16 protein-coding genes and 1 pseudogene are annotated in these 19,581 nt (G+C 41.0%); 11 read left to right on the top strand and 6 right to left on the bottom strand.

The genetic code is table 11. The annotated features are described in order from the left end of the window. Positions 1-19: 19 nt before the first annotated feature. From N473_RS26535 to N473_RS15630, 3 genes are all read left to right on the top strand, one after another. The gene (locus N473_RS26535) at positions 20-166 is read left to right on the top strand and encodes a DUF7710 domain-containing protein (RefSeq protein WP_196766421.1); all 147 of its coding nucleotides are present in this window, start codon (positions 20-22) and stop codon (positions 164-166) included. A gap of 96 nt (positions 167-262) precedes the next feature. Next, positions 263-553 (top strand): hypothetical protein, encoded by a 291-nt coding sequence (locus N473_RS15635; RefSeq protein WP_063368724.1) that lies wholly within the window; start codon positions 263-265, stop codon positions 551-553. Positions 554-681: 128 nt separating this feature from the next. Further along, on the top strand, positions 682-945 hold the full coding sequence (locus tag N473_RS15630; protein ID WP_063368723.1) for a hypothetical protein: 264 nt from the start codon (positions 682-684) through the stop codon (positions 943-945). 824 nt (positions 946-1,769) lie between these two features. On the opposite strand, the pseudogene N473_RS15625 reads toward N473_RS15630, so the two are convergent. Together N473_RS15625 and N473_RS15620 are read right to left on the bottom strand one after the other, a co-directional pair. Further along, positions 1,770-3,179 (bottom strand): annotated as a pseudogene (locus N473_RS15625) (alpha-amylase); the annotation flags it as partial. Between the two features lie 128 nt (positions 3,180-3,307). Further along, the gene (locus N473_RS15620) at positions 3,308-5,317 is read right to left on the bottom strand and encodes an alpha-amylase (protein ID WP_063368721.1); all 2,010 of its coding nucleotides are present in this window, start codon (positions 5,315-5,317) and stop codon (positions 3,308-3,310) included. A 256-nt stretch (positions 5,318-5,573) separates the two neighbouring features. Here N473_RS15620 and N473_RS15615 point away from each other — a divergent pair, with 256 nt between their 5' ends. Further along, positions 5,574-6,074, top strand: coding sequence for a DUF523 domain-containing protein (locus tag N473_RS15615; RefSeq protein ID WP_063368720.1), 501 nt, complete (start codon positions 5,574-5,576; stop codon positions 6,072-6,074). Between the two features lie 5 nt (positions 6,075-6,079). Here the strand turns inward: N473_RS15615 and N473_RS15610 are convergent, their stop codons facing one another. Then, positions 6,080-8,572 (bottom strand): cation:proton antiporter, encoded by a 2,493-nt coding sequence (locus tag N473_RS15610; protein ID WP_063368719.1) that lies wholly within the window; start codon positions 8,570-8,572, stop codon positions 6,080-6,082. A gap of 144 nt (positions 8,573-8,716) precedes the next feature. Between N473_RS15610 and N473_RS15605 the strand changes: the two genes are divergently transcribed. Then, a complete protein-coding gene (locus N473_RS15605; protein WP_063368718.1) occupies positions 8,717-9,118 on the top strand; it encodes a GFA family protein in 402 nt (133 codons plus the stop codon). A gap of 72 nt (positions 9,119-9,190) precedes the next feature. On the opposite strand, the gene N473_RS15600 is transcribed toward N473_RS15605, so the two are convergent. Together N473_RS15600 and N473_RS15595 are read right to left on the bottom strand one after the other, a co-directional pair. Next, the gene (locus tag N473_RS15600; protein ID WP_063368717.1) at positions 9,191-10,078 is read right to left on the bottom strand and encodes an alpha/beta hydrolase; all 888 of its coding nucleotides are present in this window, start codon (positions 10,076-10,078) and stop codon (positions 9,191-9,193) included. 323 nt (positions 10,079-10,401) lie between these two features. Then, positions 10,402-11,118, bottom strand: coding sequence for a hypothetical protein (locus tag N473_RS15595; protein WP_155735626.1), 717 nt, complete (start codon positions 11,116-11,118; stop codon positions 10,402-10,404). 270 nt (positions 11,119-11,388) lie between these two features. Here N473_RS15595 and N473_RS15590 point away from each other — a divergent pair, with 270 nt between their 5' ends. From N473_RS15590 to N473_RS15565, 6 genes are all read left to right on the top strand, one after another. Continuing rightward, the gene (locus N473_RS15590) at positions 11,389-12,405 is read left to right on the top strand and encodes a D-cysteine desulfhydrase family protein (RefSeq protein WP_231099578.1); all 1,017 of its coding nucleotides are present in this window, start codon (positions 11,389-11,391) and stop codon (positions 12,403-12,405) included. A 212-nt stretch (positions 12,406-12,617) separates the two neighbouring features. Next, positions 12,618-13,121, top strand: a complete 504-nt coding sequence (def, locus tag N473_RS15585; RefSeq protein ID WP_063368715.1) for a peptide deformylase — start codon at positions 12,618-12,620, stop codon at positions 13,119-13,121. A gap of 131 nt (positions 13,122-13,252) precedes the next feature. Next, complete coding sequence (locus N473_RS15580; RefSeq protein WP_196766420.1) at positions 13,253-13,681, top strand: DUF3574 domain-containing protein; 429 nt, start codon at positions 13,253-13,255, stop codon at positions 13,679-13,681. A 3-nt stretch (positions 13,682-13,684) separates the two neighbouring features. Then, complete coding sequence (locus tag N473_RS15575) at positions 13,685-14,065, top strand: MmcQ/YjbR family DNA-binding protein (protein ID WP_063368713.1); 381 nt, start codon at positions 13,685-13,687, stop codon at positions 14,063-14,065. 99 nt (positions 14,066-14,164) lie between these two features. Then, positions 14,165-14,791, top strand: coding sequence for a LysE family translocator (locus tag N473_RS15570; protein WP_063368712.1), 627 nt, complete (start codon positions 14,165-14,167; stop codon positions 14,789-14,791). 180 nt (positions 14,792-14,971) lie between these two features. Continuing rightward, positions 14,972-16,843, top strand: coding sequence for a DUF885 domain-containing protein (locus N473_RS15565; RefSeq protein WP_231099577.1), 1,872 nt, complete (start codon positions 14,972-14,974; stop codon positions 16,841-16,843). Positions 16,844-17,128: 285 nt separating this feature from the next. Here the strand turns inward: N473_RS15565 and N473_RS15560 are convergent, their stop codons facing one another. Continuing rightward, positions 17,129-19,444, bottom strand: coding sequence for a CocE/NonD family hydrolase (locus N473_RS15560; RefSeq protein ID WP_081221210.1), 2,316 nt, complete (start codon positions 19,442-19,444; stop codon positions 17,129-17,131). Positions 19,445-19,581 lie beyond the last annotated feature (137 nt).

Genomic DNA, 19,581 nt, shown 5'->3' with positions numbered 1-19,581 from the left:
TTAGGTATTTTGGAGTTTAGTGAATGAAGTCAATATAGGTATTCAAAAAAGCAATGCTGACTTTTCTGCCCATGTTTTCAGTGGGCCCGAATTAGCTGAGAGTTGGATCAAAGAAAATTCACTAACTGGGGTTTTGACTAAATATCCACTTGATCAAGGTATATAGGCCTTATAACAAAGAAAATTAATAAGTGCGGACAAAAACAGTTGGCTTTGCTCGTGCCTTATGTGCTAAGAATTTGGTCTGCTGATTAGGAAGACTATGCCTCAATTAAAAGATGGAAGTGATTTTCAAATAGATCGCCACATTGTTGGTGATGAATCTGGTTTAAGAAATTTGATTTATGCTTGTGAAAAAGCGATTGAACAAGGCGAGTACATTGGAAATGAACTTGACGGTTTTAATGGAGTAACTAAGCTCGAAACTGATTTTTTGAAAAATAACCAAGAGCCGAAATTTACCACTCTTGCTTTCTCGATTTTTTCTGTTTTCGTAGTTTTCCTTTTATTTTTAGTTGTATTGGGTTTTAAAAGCTTTTTAAATTGGTTTTAGTTGGTACATAACAAGCGCATTATGAGCGGAACCAAAAAGCTTGATTTGGTTCGTACCTAACCAATTATAGCCAACTATTATTAGCCGCTTATTTACGGCATTATATTGCCTTAAGGGAGCTGTGAAACTTGAATATTAGAGAAAACGGCTTTGAGATATTGGAGAGCTTTCTACCTCAATGTGAAATGCAATCTATAAAAGCGGAAGTAAATGAATTTCCTAAAACCTACCCAAAGTACGGTATCCGTGGGGCTAATGATAAATTCCAAACTATTCAACAATTATGTTCATCTGAAAAACTAACGAAAATCGCTGAATCTATTTTAATGGGTAAGGCTAATCAATGGTTTCCGGAGCAAGTCCGGAATGACATAGAGAGAATCTACTTTTGATGAATAGAGTTTTCATGATGTAGATGTCTTATCGGTAATACACCTGTAACTACCTCAACTTTAGTACAGTTCATTAGTAGAATTATGCTGCCTCAAGATAGCCCGTTGGAATTACACTGTATGTGAAGTGTGGTGGAGTCCATATATCGTTTCAGGATCTATTTTTTCTGTGACTATTCTATGGTTTCCTGAGCAAGTCCGGAATGACGTAGAGAGAACATGCGATGGGTTAATAGAGATGTATCGATTACCTTTGGTTAAAATTGCTCATTTCACCTTGCGCAAATTGAACGTACTCGCTTCGCTCGCAGTCGTTACATTTTGCACGTTAATCCTGAACTTGATTCAGGATCTATTTTTTCTGTGACTATTCTATGGTTTTCGGAGCAAGTCCGGAATGACGTAGAGAGAACATGCTATGGTTTAATAGGGGCGTAACGACTACCTTTGGTTAAATTGCTCACTTCACCTTGCGCGAAAAGAATGTCAGCGCTTCGCGCTGTGTCATTAGCCTTTCACACGATATTCACCTTGCGCAAATTGAACGTACTCGCTTCGCACGCAGTCGTTACATTTTGCACGTTAATCCTGAACTTGATTCAGGATCTATTTTTTCTGTGACTATTCTATGGTTTCCGGAGCAAGTCCGGAATGACGTAGAGAGAATCTGCTTTGGTTTAATAGAGATGTATCGATTACCTTTGGTTAAAGTTGCTCATTTCACCTTGCGCAAATTGAACGTACTCGCTTTGCTCGCAGTCGTTACATTTTGCACGCTATTCACCTTTCGTACGATAGCGCTTTGCACCAAGGCCATACTACTTCAATCTTGCAAGGTGATGTATGGCGATTGCATCCATCGGTTTTAGTTGTATTAAAGCAGTACCGTCTTGTTTTACAGTGATAGATTTACCTGTACATGACCCTAGATTGGTATCCATGCTCAACTCATCACAATATGTGCCGGGTAGTAAACCGGTTTGAAGCGTGGCGTGCATTGTTTTATCTTCGCGATTAATCGCGACAAACCCAAGATCTCCGCGTGAAAACGCAATTTGGTTTTTACCATTGTCCCACCAATTTGAAATGGTTGGATTGTCGGCCGTATAACTTCTAAAACGCATTGCGCCGGCTATCATGGGCTTTCTATGTTCACATTGCCACAAAGTGTCTTGGCAGTTGAGTTTACCAGATTGGTGAACAGGTACTTTTGGTCCGCCAGCATCGGTATCGCCATTAAATTCATAACTGGACATCACTTTTGGATAACCATACGGATAGGCAAGCATAAATACGTTAGCAAGGTCATACAGTGTTTGATCTTTGAACGTGACGATGTCGCCAGCACCACCGTGACCGCGCTGGTTATCGTGGTTGTCTGTGAATATGATGGCCTTTTCACTGGGCATTAAACCCCAGTCCTTAACAAAGGTTTTCAGTGACGCCAGTTCCCCTTGTTTAAAAACATGGCTCAGTTTGACGCTGTATTTAAACTCTGTGACCATACCGTTGCTGAGATACGGCACTGATGAGATTGCTTCTCCCCCTTGATCTATGACTTCTTGAAAAATAAGCGGTGAGTCATTGAGCTGTTTTAAAATTGCGGCGATATCCTCAGTGGGCATGTGTTTACTGGCATCAAGTCTGAATCCTGCCACGCCTAAGCCTGTAAGTTTGTTTAGGTAACTGGCGATTTTTGCCTGAACACCGATAGAGTCAGTATCTAAATCATGTAGGCCAACCAGTTCACAGTTTTGCACGCGCCACGCGTTATTTACGTAGTCAGTGCCATTGATAGCACAGGGTTTGTGGAAATCTTTAGGAGAGTAAATGGGGTAGTGCTTATTGCCATACGACTTGCCAGCAATACTTTTACCGCTACCGTGGGCCATGTGATTAATCACTGCATCGACATAGATGTCCACGCCTTGCGCTTTGCATCGCTTTATCATATCGACAAATTGCACTTTGTTGCCACCTCGACTGTTCAGCTCATAAGTGACGGGCTGATATCTTGTCCACCACTGATCGCCAGCAATATGTTCATTAGGTGGTGATACTTGAACTGCTTTGTATCCTTGAGGTCTTAAAAACGTCTCGCATTCAGTGGCAATATCGGGCCAAGACCACTCAAACAAATGTACAAATGTGGTAGGGGTATGCGCTGATGCATTCACATTGGTAGATGCAATGAATGCAAGTCCAGCTAGGGTATGGAGTCGGTTATTTTTCATTCTTATATTTCTCATTTTTTTGAGAAAGACAATATATCGGTCTTATGGGAATAATCGTATTGAATACGTATGCAAAATGGCAACCAAAAACGGTTGCCATACACAAATTTTAAGTTGTTATCTTAACACTAGAGAGCCTGTATGAGGTGCGTGTTTTTACCAAACTCAAATACGTTTAGCTTGCCACACTGTGCGAAGTGGTTATTGCTAGCATAAGGTCGGTTTGCTTGGAGAATATCACTTTCCCATCCTTGACCATTTTTGACAAATGCTTTTAGTTCGAACCAGCCTTGGTGAGTTTGACTGCAATCCATTTCTACATCCAGTTTCCAGTAGTGTGGTCCCCATTGGTTTAAGCCCGACTCACCAAATCCATGAAGATCGTAGGTTTTCTTTTCGCCCCAATTTGCGGGCCAAACATTGGTTGTCCAATCTAAAGCTGTCCCTTGGGCTTGATTTGATTGACCAGGCTCAGTTGCCTGCCAGTCAAGGTAGGTATCTCCTGATTTCCATGGTGCAGTGGTTTGATTTCTGAGGTTTAGATGTCTAATTGGAATTTGACAAAGTACAGGATTTTGGTCGCATTGCAATCCACGTTGTGACGCTGCATTGTGGTCCAAGCCGCCGCGAACAAACATATCTTGGCCGTTTTGCGTTTGTGCTTTTATAAACACAACGGTTCTTTGCCAATCTCCGTCGCCGTCATTAGGGGTATCTGTGGTCATACTTTGGTGATGGATCGCGATTGCATCCATAGAGGATAGTGATATTTGAGCAGTTCCATCGCCATCAACCGTAATTGTTCTGCCATTGCAATATCCCGCACTTTTACCACCAGAAAGCTCATCACAATATGTGCCCGCAGGAAGACCAGTTGCTAGCCTCACATTCATATTGTTTGACTCTCTATTGATGGCCACAAACCCTAAATTACCGCGCGAAAAAGCAATTTGGTTATTACCATTGTCCCACCAGTTTTGTACAGACCAGTCATCATTGGTGTGATTTCTAAAGCGCATTGCGCCTGCAATAAAGGGCTTTCTGTGCTCACATTGCCATTGCTGTGCGTTGCAATTTAAATTATTACCTTGATGAACGGGCACAGTTGGGCCGCCGGCATCGGTATTGCCATTAAATTCATAGCTAGACATTACTTTTGGATAGCCATAGGGGTAGGCAAGCATGAACACATTGGCCAGTTCATATAGTTTGCCGTCGTGAAAGGTGACTATAGAGCCAGCACCGCCATGCCCGCGTTGATTGTCATGGTTATCAGAAAATACAACGGCTTTATAGCTGGGCATAAAGCCCCATTGCTCACCAAAAGATTTAAGCCAAGCAAGCTGACCTGTTTTAAAAGTTTCGCTGAGTTTAATGCTGTATTTGAACTCAGTGACTAAGCCATTTTGAAAGTATTCAGACGCTTGAACAGCTTCACCACCTTGATCTATGACCTCTTGGAACACCACAGATTGCTTATTGAGTTTACCTAGAATATCGCCGATGTCGTTTGCAGGCATATGCTTGCTTGCATCTAAGCGAAAGCCCGCAACGCCAATATCGAGCAAGTCATTTAAGTAATTTGCAAGCTGCGACTGCACATAAGGTGCATCGGTGTCCAAGTCGTGCAACCCAACTAATTCACAATGTTGCACGCGCCATGGGTTATTGCCGTAATCTTCAGGGTTAATTGCACAGGTTTGATGGAAGTCATTTGGGCTGTAGATGGGGTATTGTTTGTTACCAAACTGACTGCCTGCGACCCCTGTACCGCTGCCGTGTGCCATATGATTTATCACTGCATCAACATAAATATCAACCCCTGCAGCTTTACATCGAGATACCATGTCGATGAACGCAGCTCTATCTCCGCCGCGACTGACAAGTTGATAGCTAACAGGTTGATATCTTGTCCACCATTGACTCCCGGTGATATGTTCACTCGGCGGCGAAACCTGAACTGCCGCATAGCCTTGTGGCCCTAAAAAGGTTTCGCATTCTTTGGCGACATCAGGCCAAGACCACTCAAACAGGTGAACAAATGTTGTTGGTGTACCCGTGTTACTAGGCGTAGCATAGGCGCTGTTTGATGCAAGTACCGAAACACTTGCGACGATTGGTAGTATTATATTTTTCATTATTGTGCCTCTCATTTACATGAGTTTTACAATATAAGGCGCTTTGAGGAACATTCCATTGAATACGTATGCAAAACAGGATCAAAGTTGCATGTTGTTGTTTTTAAATGCTATAAATCAGGTTGTTTTAGTTGTTATTTCTCTCCATAAAGAATTAATATTTCTTTAGTGTTAAATAACTACTCTACTATAATGAGCTCTACGTACTTTTTATGGGTATATAGAAGTTAGTACAGTATTTAAATGTGGAGTATGGATGCAAAAGGTCTTTGTGAGCGCCTGTTTAATGGGTAATAAAGTAAGGTATAACGGAAGTAGCTTGTCGCTGGATGAGTCAGATAAGCGTTGGTTAGATCTAAACGTTAAGCTTGTTGGCTTTTGTCCAGAAGTCTCGGCTGGTTTACCGATACCTAGAGCGCCAGCAGAAATTATCGGAGGCGAAGGGCGTGATGTCATCCACCAACAAGCGCGTGTTGTCGGAGATGATGGAGTCGATGTGACCGATGCTTTTTTAGATGGTGCGTATCAAGCGCTGCAAATTTGTTTGCAACAACAAATAAAATTCGCGGTTTTGGCAGAGGGCAGCCCATCTTGCGGAAGTGAAAAAATATATGATGGCACTTTTTCTGGTAAGAAAGTAAACGGTGCTGGCGTCACTGCACAACTGCTCAGATCCAAAGGCATCAAAGTCTATAGCCAACACTCTGTTATGCAGTTAATTGAGCAGCTAGAACGTAATAGCGAAACGGATATCTAAAACAATTAGTTAGTATATTCTTGCATTAACTTGCAAACTACTTGAGTTAATTGGCTATCATTTTGCATTAATTGCTTAAGTTTGTCGCAAGGTAGCCACATAATATCACAAGGGGTGTCACTGGTGATGTCGGTTGCGCATGCACCGCTTAGCAATGCGGTTAGGGCAATTGATTCGCCGGGCCCTTTATTTGTACAAGTGTGCTTTACGTCATTACCTGATGATACGTTCCATTGTTCTTTAACGCTTCCTCTCACAATAACGCCAATTTTAGACAGCGGCTGATTTTCGTTGCAAATTACTTGCTGCGCTTCATAAACCTGATGCTCTACAAAAGCGGACAATTTCTCACGTGTTGCGAGCGGTAAGTTCTTAGCCCAAGGAATATCATTAGTAAATTGTTGTTGCTTGGTCGTTTTGAAGATTGACTCATTTTGGAGGTTGGCCATTTTGTCTTCAACGCATGCCAATAACCTTTGAGCTTCGGGCTTATCTAACACAGCTTGCTTAAGTTGTGCGTTGATGACTGCGCGCTCGCGATTGAGCAATAACCTAGTCGCAGCTTGTGTCTGCAGGGATTGAATAATTTCTGGAAAGCTCTCATGTAATTCGTTCATGCGCTCAAGTGTGCGTGTTTTGTTATCTTTGACATCTTTTAACACTAAATCGGCAGCAGACTGGCTGGGCGCTAAGGTTTGCACATGACTTTGCAAAGCCTCTTGTGCGTGCATAAACCCCCGAGCAATATCGTAACCCAAGGCAAGTTTCTTAAAATAAAAGGTTAATAAGAGCTTGTTTAACCATGAGTACTGTCTAAGTGGTTGCAACCATTTGGGGGTTTGCCATACCGTATAAATGGAGGTTCTTGGGCTAATTTGGGGTTCACCGTCAAGGGCTGATTCAACCGCTTCGACTAATTTGCTAGTCGCTTGCTTGCTCAACATTCCTTGCTCAAATTGCGTCCAATAATGTTTGCGTTCAGTCTCGAGCAGTCGTCTTTTGTATGCGGTGTTGAGCTCTTCTGTGGTTATTCGACTATTTGATTCAGCCTCGTTGAGTGCTTTTAGCTGCGATTTTTGCTTTACGGTTTCCCAGTTTGCGCCTTGCAAAAATGGGTTGGTCATCATCACCGGTAGCATCTCGTGTAGCTCATTACTGATTGTGCCTTGGGCTTTGTCTACAGTTGCTTGTTTTGCTGGAGGTAATGAGTTTAAGCCTAGTATTTTAAGTAACCAGCCCATCGTGGAGCCGTTGACTAATATGGTTAAGACCACGATGCCTGCACATAAAAACAGTACCCGATCACCAATTTCTTTTGGTATGACATCACTGGCGACTACGGCTAGTGCCAAGGCTAATGACACCGCACCGCGCAGTCCACCCCAGCACAGCACCGCTGCTTTTGGAAAATTAATACCAATACCTAACCTAGTCAGGGCAGGCATACAAACGGTGATAGAGATTGCCCTAATGATTAAAATACCAGCGTAAAGCAATGCCAGCATTTTCCATGCTTGCATATCATTTAGTGGTACACGGATAGCGACCAATATGCCAACCAGTAAAAAGATAAGTGTGTTGGCCATGTGGGCCATCATTTCCCAAAAATGATGTAAAAATCCAGCGACTTCGGGGCTGATCCGAGTTCGGCCGATACTTGCAAACATTATGGCTAACGTGACAACCGCAACAACCCCTGATACGTGGAAGTTTTCTGCAATAAAAAAAACGGAATAGGCCGCCGCAATAGTTAAAGAGATCTCGATCATTGGGTCGTTAAATACATGCTCTATCCACATAATACATAGACCACCCACGGCTAAGCCTATTGCCAGACCTACTAATACGACTTGTAAAAACTCGGCTGTGACATGCAAAGGCGATGAAAGTCCAGCGTTGATATCACCGCTGTAAGTGGCGCTAACCCATACAAAAAAAAGTGAAAAGAACACGATTGCGGTGCCATCGTTGAGTAGCGATTCGCCTTCAATGAGGGTTTCAAGGCGCTTTCGAGAACTGACCTCTTTTAACAGCGCGACGACAGCCACAGGATCTGTGGCACTGATCAAAGCACCAAACATCAGGCAAATGGCCCAGCTCCAGCCCCAGCCATCGGGCACAATGGCAAAGATGAGCTCGGCTGTTAACCAAATCGCGAGCATTAAACCTGGAACGGCTAAAATAGCGATTTGCGTAAACATGCGGCGGAATAAATGCACCTCCATGGCAAATGCGCTTTCAAAAATGAGCGTCGGCAAAAACAGATATAAGAATAGATGAGAGTCTATTTCGGCAACCAAAGATAAACTTTGGCCAAACTCTGGGGCATATGCATTAAATAAATCTCCCCTTTGCAGCAACCCGATTGCGATGCCTAACAATAACAGCGCAACCGTGTAGGGGACTTGTGTGCCTTTTAAAATATGGCGCACAAATGCGCCAATAAAGAGTGCGAAGATCACAAACAGCAGGATCAACAGCCCTGTGCTAAATGCCATAGTACTGTGCCTATGCAGGTTGAATGCTCTAAGTTTAGAAAAGGAATGTCAGGTTCGCTAAGATTAAGCGGGATAGAGGGTGTTTAAATTTCAAAAATGTTCATACAATAGAAACAGATAGTGTGTGATGTAATTAGGTTGAATATGGTCAAAGGTAGTTGCAATTGTAACGCAGTGCAATTTGAAATCAGTTTACCAATAACGGATATCTATGTTTGCCATTGCTCAATTTGCCGAAAAGCAAGTGGCGGAAATGGTGTGTCGGTTGCTGTGGTGAATAACCAACACTTTACTTGGCTGACAGGCACCGACAAAATCAAGACATGGCATAAACCTGAACATGATTGGGTTTGTAGTTTTTGCACACAGTGTGGGTCAAACTTGCCTGGCAAAAACGATGAGCAGCGTATGTACGTGCCAGTTGGGTTAATCGCCAATGATGATTTAGCGGGTGCCAAGGTGGTTCACCACATGTGGGTGAGCTCAAAAGCTTCTTGGGAGGAAATTGGTGATGAAGGTCAGCAGCATGATGGGTTTATTGGTTAGTCTGCTTTGAAAAAGAGGTGCAAAGGGGCACCTCATTATATGGCAGTTATAATGTGTTTTATCAGGTCTTGCTTAGTCCTGTTCTGACTCATCTTCGTCTGCTTTAGGGCAAACGCTTGGGTAGCATTTAAAAACTTCTCTTAATCCTCTAAATACACCGACATGCAATACCGAACGATGGTTTTCGTCATGGGTAATGTCGTATCGAATTGTGGTCGCATCGGTGTCAATGAGACTTTTTGCGGCGTCATCGATTGCGGTGATGTGCTGCAAGTAAAGCGCTTGATGCTCAGGAGGAATATTTTCTTCATGTGCAGCAACGATATACACAGAGAACGCTTTTTCATCAAATGTGTCTTCTGCTGCTTCAACCCACTTTGCAACAATGCCATCGTCCCACCACAGTGAAGGGTCAATGGCGACATAGCCTTTAAATAAAGGCTGCATATGCTCTGATAATAGGCTAGTGATTGTGAATAACCCGCCAAGTGAATGACCAGACAGCACTCTAAAGTCATCAGTGCGGTAAGTGCTATCAATAAACGGGATCACTTCAGTTTTGATAAACGCTTTTAGTTGGTGGCTTTGTCCGGTTGCGACGGGAATTGGGCTATTTTTAGGCTCTGTAGGGGTTAAATCACGCGCTCTGTGATGGCGAGTATTGATAGCGACTAAAATTGCCTCTGGCAACATATTTGAGCGTTGTAAGAACCACATATTGTGACCTGTTAAATATTGCAAGTTCTCGCCGTCAGTGGTGTAAATAACAGGGTATTGCTTGGTGCTATTTTCTGGTGCGTTATAGCCTTCAGGTAAAATTACCCACACAGTGCGCTCTTCACCGAGTGTTGAAGACGAAATGGTATGTTCAGTGGGTAGATGTTCATATTTATAGTCAAGGTAAGAGGCATTGGTAAAAAAGCTACAGGCACACATCAATAGGAAAGCGAACTGCTTCATAAGTTTACTCCTTGTTTTAGTTATTTTAAGGACGTAACTACTGTGCAATTGTTTAGTTTTACAGCGAGGTTGCAAAGATACCTAAGTCATTTAATTAAAATATTTATATATTTTGAGCCAGAGGCTATCTATAGCTGTGGGGTATCGTGAGCTTTGCGGACTTAAACAATGCGAGTTCGAGTAGAGACAGAATAATTTTACATTGGTAGTTCTAATGTGAATTGAGATAGGCCTTTTCCAATTAGTTTGGCTTACCGAAAGCGCTACATACAATTCGTAAAGGATAAAGGCCGCATGAATTAAGGTAAATTCACGAGTTTATATTAATAACCAAATTTTGCTTCAGCTTTATTATGTAGTTGTTCACCCACATTTTGCGCGTATTTTAAAACATCAAAGTTGCCTTTGAAAAAGCTAATGTCTTCCATTGAACTGTAAGATGCATCAAACACTTCTTTAAAATCGATGATGTCCTTAAAGTTGTCTGTATTGACGTCAAATTTACCCCAAGCTGGACCTTTACCATCAGCACCTCTATCGTAGGCTAAACCTTGCATGAACAGGGCGGGAACTTGCTTTGCAAGTTCAAGCAGGTCTTCATTTGCATTTAGTTTTTCTTCTAAATAGCTTTTACTTTCGTTACTGAGGGTGCCATTGACGATAAATTCACCTTTTTCATCAATCGAAAATCCCCAGCCTGTTGACTCGGCAAGTTTCGGATCTGTGTTTTTTAACTCGCTCATAAATGATTGGTAGTGTGTTTGCATACCTCTAAATAGGTCTGCTACACCACCAAAATACAACGTCTGGGAGACTTTGTTGAGTCGTTCAGGGTCGTAGGTATGGGATTCAAGCGTCATTTCACCAACATTTGGGTCATTGATTATATAGAGATCGTCATGTGAGGTATTTTGAACGTGTGCCGCTGCAAGTATCTTTACTTCATCAGTAATGGGTTTGACATCCATAGATGAAAGATTCTTGTTTGGTGCGTTACTGGGGACTGGTGGTTGAAAATTGGATTGGTTCGTTATCTTCATTACATAATCCTTATACAGAAGACGTGTCATTGGTTTACGTATCGACAGTTGAGCTAGGGTCTTTAGTTATTAATTTTTAGTATGTACAAATATCTACTATTCACCAAAACGAGATCTAGGCTTTTTGCGTAATCCATTTTACACTGCTTATATAATTCACTATTTAGTTAAGTTGCATCATTAATATAAATAAATTTTATTGTTCTACTATAAAGACATATTTTGAAATGTTGCATACTAATTAAACACCGTGTTAAAAAGAGTGTCTTAATGACCTGTAAAGCTGACTTCATCATGCAACAATACTCAATCTTGCAGCAATTACCAAAAGCCAAACTTGGTTATCTGCCAACACCAGTGATTAAACTAGAAAATCTTACTCGTATTTTAGGTGGCCCTGAAATATTAATGAAGCGAGACGATTTAACTGGGCTGGCTCTTGGCGGTAATAAAACTCGCAAACTTGAATACATTTTGGGAGATGCTGTCGCTAAAGGGGGTGATTGTGTCGTAACCGCTGGTGCGCAGCAGTCTAATCATTGTCGGCAAACCGCGGGGGCCGCAGCCAAACTCGGTCTACATTGCCACTTAGTCTTAGGCGGAGATAGGCCTAGCGAAGCTAGAGGCAATTTGCTTTTAGACTCTTTGTTTGGCGCACATATTCATTTCACTAAAGAAAATCGAAAAGGAGAAGATATTCCAAATGTCGTTGAGGGTTTAAAGTTAGCTGGCCATACGCCGTATGTTATCCCTTATGGGGGATCGAACGAATTGGGGGCGTGTGGCTTCGTAGAAGCTGGCTTGGAGCTTAGTGATCAAATCGATATGGAGAATTTAAGCCAGATGTTTTTTGCTTCGAGTTCAGGGGGAACACATGCTGGCTTGATGATTGCAAAATCTATTTTAAATCATAAATATACACTGACAGGAATACAGATTGATAAAGCTGAATTAGCGGGTAAAACATTCAAACAAGAAGTCTTAGAGCTGGCGAATGCAACTGCCTCATTTTTAAATTTAGACTTTGTATATACACAGGAAGAGGTGGCTTTAGATAGTCATTATTTAGGTGCAGGCTATGGCGTGTTGTCAGAGAAAGAACGAGAAGTTATTCAGCTACTTGCGACAACTGAGGGCATTTTATTAGATCCAGTTTATACGGGGAGGGCTTTTGCTGCCATGGTCGATCAGATTAAAAGCGGTAATTTACCACAGGATAAACAGGTGTTATTTTGGCACACAGGAGGAGTACCTTCTTTATTTGCTTACTCAGGCATGCTCGTTTAGCCGTACTGTAAGCGATACATTGCCTAGAAGCGCTTGGTTTGAAGGCTAAGCGTTCAAATTGCAATTATATTTTGAGTACGATAAATTTGCCCGCGTTGGCTTGATCCACCAGCAAAATAGCACGTTAAACGATGTGCTAGTAAACCCGCTTTAAGCAGTATGACATTACGTCATTTCAATTTTCAAAATGAATTATGGAACGGAAGTAAACCATGGCAGTCCTTGAAATTTTAACAGCCCCTGATCCACGTTTAAAAACGATAGCCAAGAAAGTCACAGACTTTGATGCAGTACAGTCACTTGTAGATGATATGCTAGAAACCATGTACGCAACGAGCAATGGCATTGGGCTTGCCGCAACACAAGTTGGCAGAGACGAAGCGGTTGTTGTGATTGATATTTCAGACGAAAGAAATGAACCAATTATTTTGATTAACCCTGAAGTGTCCGAAGGTAAAAACAAAGAAAAGGGACAAGAAGGGTGCCTATCTGTGCCCGATTATTTTGCTGAAGTTGAACGTTTCACCTCAGTCAAAGTCACAGCGCAAGACAGGCAGGGCAACCCAATTGAAATAGAAAATGATGAATTTTTGGCAATTGTGATGCAACACGAAATTGATCATCTCCACGGTAATTTATTTATTGACTATCTCTCACCTTTAAAACAAAAAATGGCTATGAAAAAGGTGAAGAAATACTTAAAGCTTCACGCTTAAACCCAAATCTTTTGATAAGCAGTATGCCAATACTGCTTTTATTCCTTTATATTCTTGAGTGCTCTAAGCACATCTTGTATGGTTTATTTTTAACCACACTGTTATCTGCAAAACGAACGAAGGACCAAGCGATGCGATTTCTCAATACGGCAATATGTTTACTAGCTGTCACGCTTATAGGGTGTGCCAGCACAAGTGTGACAGAGACAAACAACAGTATGGTTGCATCCTCGTCGATTGTGGCATCGAAAAGTGATGGAATTAAAATGTATTTCGGACTATCAATCCCAACAGGAGGCTTGATTACAGCACAGCAGTGGCAAAAATTTGAGTCTAATCAATTGGCTCAGGCGTTTACTGGGTTCAGTGTGGTCGATGCGGTGGGTTATTACAAAGGAGAAAAAGAACCTGCAAAAGTCGTAACAATCTATAACGTTTCCAAAGCTGATATTGAGTCTGCAAATCGATTAGCCAAAGAATATAGCAGGTTGTTTAATCAAGACTCGGTGTTGATAGCACGGCTTAATGTCGCTCAAATTAGTTTTGTAGGGAAGGAATGACAGATGCTAAATAAAGATGCCGTTCATGAGTATTTGTTATCTAAGCCATTGAGCAGCGTAAGTCAGCCATTTGGAGAAGGTGTAGATGTATACAAAGTGAAAGATAAAATGTTTGCAACGCTCGCACCAGAAAAAATGCGGCAATCGCACTCAGGGCATTGGTGGTTAAATCTTAAATGTGATCCTCATGAAGCCCAGATGCTAAGAGATATTTTCGATTCAGTCATTCCTGGATATCATATGAATAAACAGCATTGGAATACTGTAATTTTGGATGGCTCAATTCCTGAAGGTGAAATTGAACGTATGATTGATAATTCTTATCTGCTGGTTGTAAACAAAATGAACAAAAGCGATCGACAAGCCATTTTACCGCATTTGTAATTGATGCCTTCAATAATTAACCAATTAGTTTTTACTTTTATTTGAACTTTTAGCCGTATAAGCCTTCTTATTTTATTTATGTAAGATAAGGAAAGGACTATGTTTCCAATCGATGTGTTTGTTGCTTATACCGCCGCATGCCTTTTACTCGTGATTTCACCCGGTCCAGATAATATTTTAGCGATAGCCCGAGGCGTGAGCCAAGGCCGTTTGGCTGCGTGTGTTTCAGCAAGTGCTTCCGGAGTCGGAATATTGTTCCATGTTATTGCGGCAACCGCAGGATTGACCATTTTAATTCAAACATCAATGGTTGCTTTTTTTATTGTCAAAATAATTGGTGCAAGTTATTTAATCTGGTTAGGGATAAAAGTGCTACGCAATCGCAATTTAATTACGATTGAACCCATCGCAGCAAAATCTTTGAAATCAATATTTACCACAGGCTTTCTTTCAGCTGCTCTGAATCCTAAACCTGGCATATTCGTATTGGCATTCATACCGCAGTTTATCAACCCAAATTTGGGTAGTGTATCAATGCAGATGTTGGTTTACGGGTTTTGGTTCGCTTCACTGACCACCATCGGCTTTACATTAATGGGGGTATTTTCTTCTCAATTGAAAAACTGCCTAATAAATCGACCAAAAGTGTTACAAGGCTTAAATATTTCTGCTGGCGCAACTTTTATTGGTTCTGGTCTTGCCGTGGCGTTAATGAAACAGCGATAGCACTGACTTTAAGCTTACATGCAGAAAAGTACGGTTAATTTAATTGATTATTTTACGACAACGAGGAAGGGGCACATTGTAACCATATTCATTTTTAGTTACATTTAAACGTATGTAATGTGTTGGATTGAATGCAGTTTTTATTTAATGTAGCTAAAAAAGTCACAGGAGAGAGCTACAGTGTACAAATCCATTATTGCAATGTCTGTCGTGGCCGTTTTAGCTGGGTGTCAAGCAAATAAAGCGGGCACGCAGGCTAACTCAGTCAATACAACAGTACAAACCGAAAGCCAAAGTGCCGTAGAAAAAGAAACCCAAAGGCTGAACGCTTGGTTTGCTGAAAAATACGAGCAAGAATTGCAAATGAGCCCAATCACGATGACGATTTATGGGCGAAAAGATAAATATGACCAAATCGATGAAGTGTCAGAGCAGGCTGAGAGACGCAAGCTGGCGTGGCTCGCTGGCACTGTGGCTGAATTAAGATCGCAATTTGATTACACCAAGTTAGATGCTGAGGCAAAAATTTCTTACGATTTGTGGTTGTACGACTACGAGAAACAGAAGCAGCAGGCAAAGTTTTTTGAAAATACTTATGTGTTTAATCACATGTTTGGCATACAGTCATTTTTTGCACAGTTCATGATTAACTACCACAAAGTAGATACTCTGGCTGACATGCAGGCTTACAATACTCGTCTAGTGAGAGGAGCCGAAACGATTGTAGAGCTTCTGGGTCAAGCGCAATCTAGAGCTGAGAAAGGCATCAGACCACCAAAATTCTCCTATGAAGGCGTTATCGCTCAATCTAAAAATATCATTGATGGTGCGCCGTTTACTGACAGCGAAAAAGATGCGCCTTTATGGGCAGATGCCAAAGCTAAAGTGCAAAAATTGATTGACGATAAAAAGATTAGTCAAGCAGAAGGGGACGCGATACTTGCGCAAACCAAAGCTGCGTTGCAAGGTGCATTCAAATCAAGTTATACATCATTGATAGATTGGTTTGAGCAAGATATGGCCAACTTAAAGCAACAAGATGGCTATGGTGTGGGCGAATTACCAAATGGTAAAGCTTTTTATAATTACAGACTTGCAGATCAAACTTCGACTAATTTAACTGCGGATGAAATTCATAAGATTGGCCTTGATGAAGTAGCGCGTATTAAAGCTGAAATGGAAAAAATCATCGAACAAGTTGGATTTGAAGGCTCTATGCAAGCGTTCTTTGAATTTTTCCGAAGCGATCCACAGTTCTTCTATGAAAATAATGATGAAGGTAGGCAAGGTTACATTGATGACTCAATTGCATATTTAGACGAGCTTAACAAGAAACTACCTGACTATTTCGGGATATTACCTAAGTCAAAGCTGGTAGTTAAGCGAGTCGAGTCATTCCGAGAACGCCCTGGTGCCGCACAACACTATATGCCAGGCACCAAAGATGGCTCTCGACCTGGTGTTTATTATGCCCACTTAATTGACATGACATCGATGCCTAAAAATACCATGGAGTCGATTGCTTATCATGAAGGTAATCCTGGACACCATATGCAGCTGTCTATCGCACAAGAATTAGAGGGAATTCCAGAGTTTAGAACAAAAGCGCATTTTACAGCCTATTCTGAAGGGTGGGGATTGTATTCTGAACTGCTTGCGAAAGAAATGGGCTTTTACAAAGACCCATATAGCGACTTTGGTCGTTTGTCGAATGAAATGTGGCGCGCAGTAAGACTAGTTGTTGATACTGGTATTCATGCTGAAGGCTGGTCTGAAGAGAAATCAGTATCTTACTTTATGAGCAATGTGCCAATAAATGAAACTTCGGCACGCTCAGAAATCCGTAGATACATGATTATGCCAGGGCAAGCAACATCGTATAAAATTGGTATGATTAAAATTTTAGAGCTCAGAGAACATGCTAAACGCCAGTTAGGCAATAAATTTGATATTAGAGGATTCCATGACACGGTATTAGGTGGCGGAGCAATGCCGCTGTCTATTTTAGAAAGGCGTGTAAATACATGGATTGATGAGCAAAAAAGCTCATAATTAATCCGAGTTCTTGAGTAGACAAAAATGCACACGCTGTTTGCGTGTGCATTTTTTCTTACAGATATTCGTGAAGTTTGTAATAACCGATGAGGAAAAGATTTGGTCTCAACTGCCAGAAATTCTCAATCAGCCTGTAGGGATCATCTCGTACTTGGTCGCTTCATTTGTTTTTGTAATGGTGACTGTTCCTTTAACAACATCGTGATAGGCATCACTTCTGAATAGGGGCCGCTTTGCCCCTAATTTTTGTTAAATATTCTTTATGTCCGCAATATCTTCGCGTTATTGGTTGATTGACATTGTTATGGCTTGATTGTACATCGGTGTGATCGGAAGGTGAATTTTACTATCCGTATACCAATTTAAAACTAACGGCTCTTTACCATCTTCAATGGTTTCAAGGCTGACGTCTTGACCTGTTCCCATATTAACTTGAGCATGCTCATTTTTATTAACATCCAATACCAGCGCGATCTTACTACCTTTGTTCAGTTTTCTAGCACTCATCCGTGTATTGACGAGAGGGAGCTTTGTTTTTTGGCCAGGGGTTAATAGTTGACGCGTTGCGCTATTCTTCGCATAACTTGCTCGACTGCGATAATGCGCTAAATGAAATGTTTGGCCATCAGGTTGGATCTGATAAATATTAAAACCAATGTCGACATCACGCTTATTAATAGAGATAGAAATATGCCCGGTGGGTGTCCCAGCGTACTGCATATCTTGTTTGAATACATCCGTGATAAACACAATACCAGTGTCGTCGGGGAGTTTAGGCAGGATAATATTCATGTGATCAATGTTATGCTGAACACTGCGATCAGACAGGTCAACCTGTTGCGTGTGTTTGCTTAATTGTCTTGGCTTTGTTGTCACTAATGTCTGGTATTTCGACGTTGAAGGGGTGCCTAAATAAAAATTAATTCCTTGTTGGTTAAGTTGAGCGAAACTATCTATATGGTGCCAGCTGTTATTACCCATGAGTTGGTAATTTACTTTACTTTTCACAAGTGCAGGAGATGGCGCGCTTTTTAAAATATGGTCAAACCATTCGAATACTATTTTCTCAGTGTTTTTTTTGGCGGCTACGGGGTCAAGTTGATAATTAGTCACATGACTGAGAGGAGTATCTTGTGCTGTCCAATGGTCATAAGGACCTATTAATAAGCTGTGATTGGCTTTTGGGTTATATTTATAGTGTTCTTGCATATAGTAAATAGAGGATATTTGGCCACCATCAAAATAGCCTGTTATAGAGAGTACAGGAATAGTAATATCAGCGAAGTCCTTCCCATATGGCACCATAGCTTTGTAATAATCATCGAAGCTAGGGTGGCTTAAAAACTTTTGAAATAATGGATTTGGGCGTCCTTCAATTTTGTCTATATCCTTAAATGCTCTGCCGCTTGAGAACAAAGTTTTGTTTACATTGTTCCAATGTGCACGGTTTGCATATTCACTATTATCCATCGTTTTATTGTTCGTAACATGAAATCCCCATTGATAATTGGCAGTTAAGAAGATGTTGTTTTCCATGGGTAGCCCAAGAGCTGGATGGGCTGCAGCGTAGGGCGCAATTGCTTTTAAAGCAGGATGCTTGTACTTGGCAGCTGCCCATTGAGTGTAACCATTATAGCTGCCTCCATACATCACTACTTCACCATTACTCCAACTTTGTGTGCTGATCCAATCAATGATCTTATGCGCATCTTTGCCTTCATTTATCCAAGGTTCGATTTTATTGTTACTGAGCCTCTTTCCTCTAGAGTTTACGATAATTCCTACATATCCTTGTAATACAGCGTATTTCGCGGTTTGAATATGTCGGCTTTCATCAGCATAAATTGTAAATTGAAAAGCTGTTGGATAAGTTTCTCGGTTGTTTTTTGGTCTTACTATGGTGGCTGTATGCTCTATACCTTGTGCTGTTGAGATAAGCCTTGCAGGTTCAATAATGTACTTTTCTTGCCATTTTTTTTGAATTACTGGGTGCGCTATAACATAGACGCTCTTGAGTACTTTCAGGTTCATTGCACTTGAAGCGAGTAAGGTCAACTGCTGCTCACTGAGGGCGTTTAATTGCTTTATATTATTAATAACGTGTGCGAGTTGTTTACGCTGTTGCTTATAACGTGTGTTTAAGTTGGTTTCATAATCGTACAAAGCTGCGTAACTGAGTGCTTCTAATTCTTGTGTTATTGTCTGCTTAAGTGTCAATGTGCTGTTTGATTGAAAATTTGCTTGATAAAATTGCTGATATTGAATGAATTTTGATGATGCACTGTGTTTACTAAGTGTTGCGTCTAAATATTTTTTATTTTGCTGCAATAAGCTCAAACCTATTTTAACGTCAGCTGGCTGTTTAGATATCAACTCTTTAGGAAACTGGTTAACTAATGGTAATAAGGATTTAAAAAACAACTCAGAGTCAGCGATCTGAGTCATGGTTATATTGTCAGTAGCTAAAAGCACTTTTAGGTTTGAAGGCATTAAAAACTGTTTACTTTCTTTTGCTTTTAATGGCACAAGTAAGCTCATCGACAATAAAACTGCCGATAAAGCAATTACTTTCGCAGTTAATTTAGATAAAATGCACATTGCTGATTTCCTATATTAATAATCTAAATCAGCTTATTTTTGATTGGCTGTAAAGTAGTGATGGTTAGGAAACTTTTGATGACTTTTAGTGACTAAAAAACATTAAGTATATAATACAATCACTTAATAATAATAAA

This window comes from Pseudoalteromonas luteoviolacea CPMOR-1 (assembly GCF_001625685.1).
Lineage (GTDB): Bacteria > Pseudomonadota > Gammaproteobacteria > Enterobacterales > Alteromonadaceae > Pseudoalteromonas > Pseudoalteromonas luteoviolacea_K.
Note: the sequence above shows the minus strand (reverse complement) of the source record. Positions and strands in the feature narration are given on the sequence as shown.

Bases quoted from the DNA above. Each gene is read 5' to 3' on its own strand.
- def (WP_063368715.1), top strand. From the start codon at position 12,618: ATGGCAGTCCTTGAAATTTTAACAGCCCCTGATCCACGTTTAAAAACG.
- N473_RS15615 (WP_063368720.1), top strand. From the start codon at position 5,574: ATGCAAAAGGTCTTTGTGAGCGCCTGTTTAATGGGTAATAAAGTAAGG.
- N473_RS15580 (WP_196766420.1), top strand. From the start codon at position 13,253: ATGCGATTTCTCAATACGGCAATATGTTTACTAGCTGTCACGCTTATA.
- N473_RS15590 (WP_231099578.1), top strand. From the start codon at position 11,389: ATGACCTGTAAAGCTGACTTCATCATGCAACAATACTCAATCTTGCAG.
- N473_RS15605 (WP_063368718.1), top strand. From the start codon at position 8,717: ATGGTCAAAGGTAGTTGCAATTGTAACGCAGTGCAATTTGAAATCAGT.
- N473_RS15560 (WP_081221210.1), bottom strand. From the start codon at position 19,444: ATGTGCATTTTATCTAAATTAACTGCGAAAGTAATTGCTTTATCGGCA.
- N473_RS15610 (WP_063368719.1), bottom strand. From the start codon at position 8,572: ATGGCATTTAGCACAGGGCTGTTGATCCTGCTGTTTGTGATCTTCGCA.
- N473_RS15635 (WP_063368724.1), top strand. From the start codon at position 263: ATGCCTCAATTAAAAGATGGAAGTGATTTTCAAATAGATCGCCACATT.
- N473_RS15595 (WP_155735626.1), bottom strand. From the start codon at position 11,118: ATGAAGATAACGAACCAATCCAATTTTCAACCACCAGTCCCCAGTAAC.
- N473_RS15600 (WP_063368717.1), bottom strand. From the start codon at position 10,078: ATGAAGCAGTTCGCTTTCCTATTGATGTGTGCCTGTAGCTTTTTTACC.
- N473_RS15570 (WP_063368712.1), top strand. From the start codon at position 14,165: ATGTTTCCAATCGATGTGTTTGTTGCTTATACCGCCGCATGCCTTTTA.
- N473_RS15620 (WP_063368721.1), bottom strand. From the start codon at position 5,317: ATGAAAAATATAATACTACCAATCGTCGCAAGTGTTTCGGTACTTGCA.
- N473_RS15575 (WP_063368713.1), top strand. From the start codon at position 13,685: ATGCTAAATAAAGATGCCGTTCATGAGTATTTGTTATCTAAGCCATTG.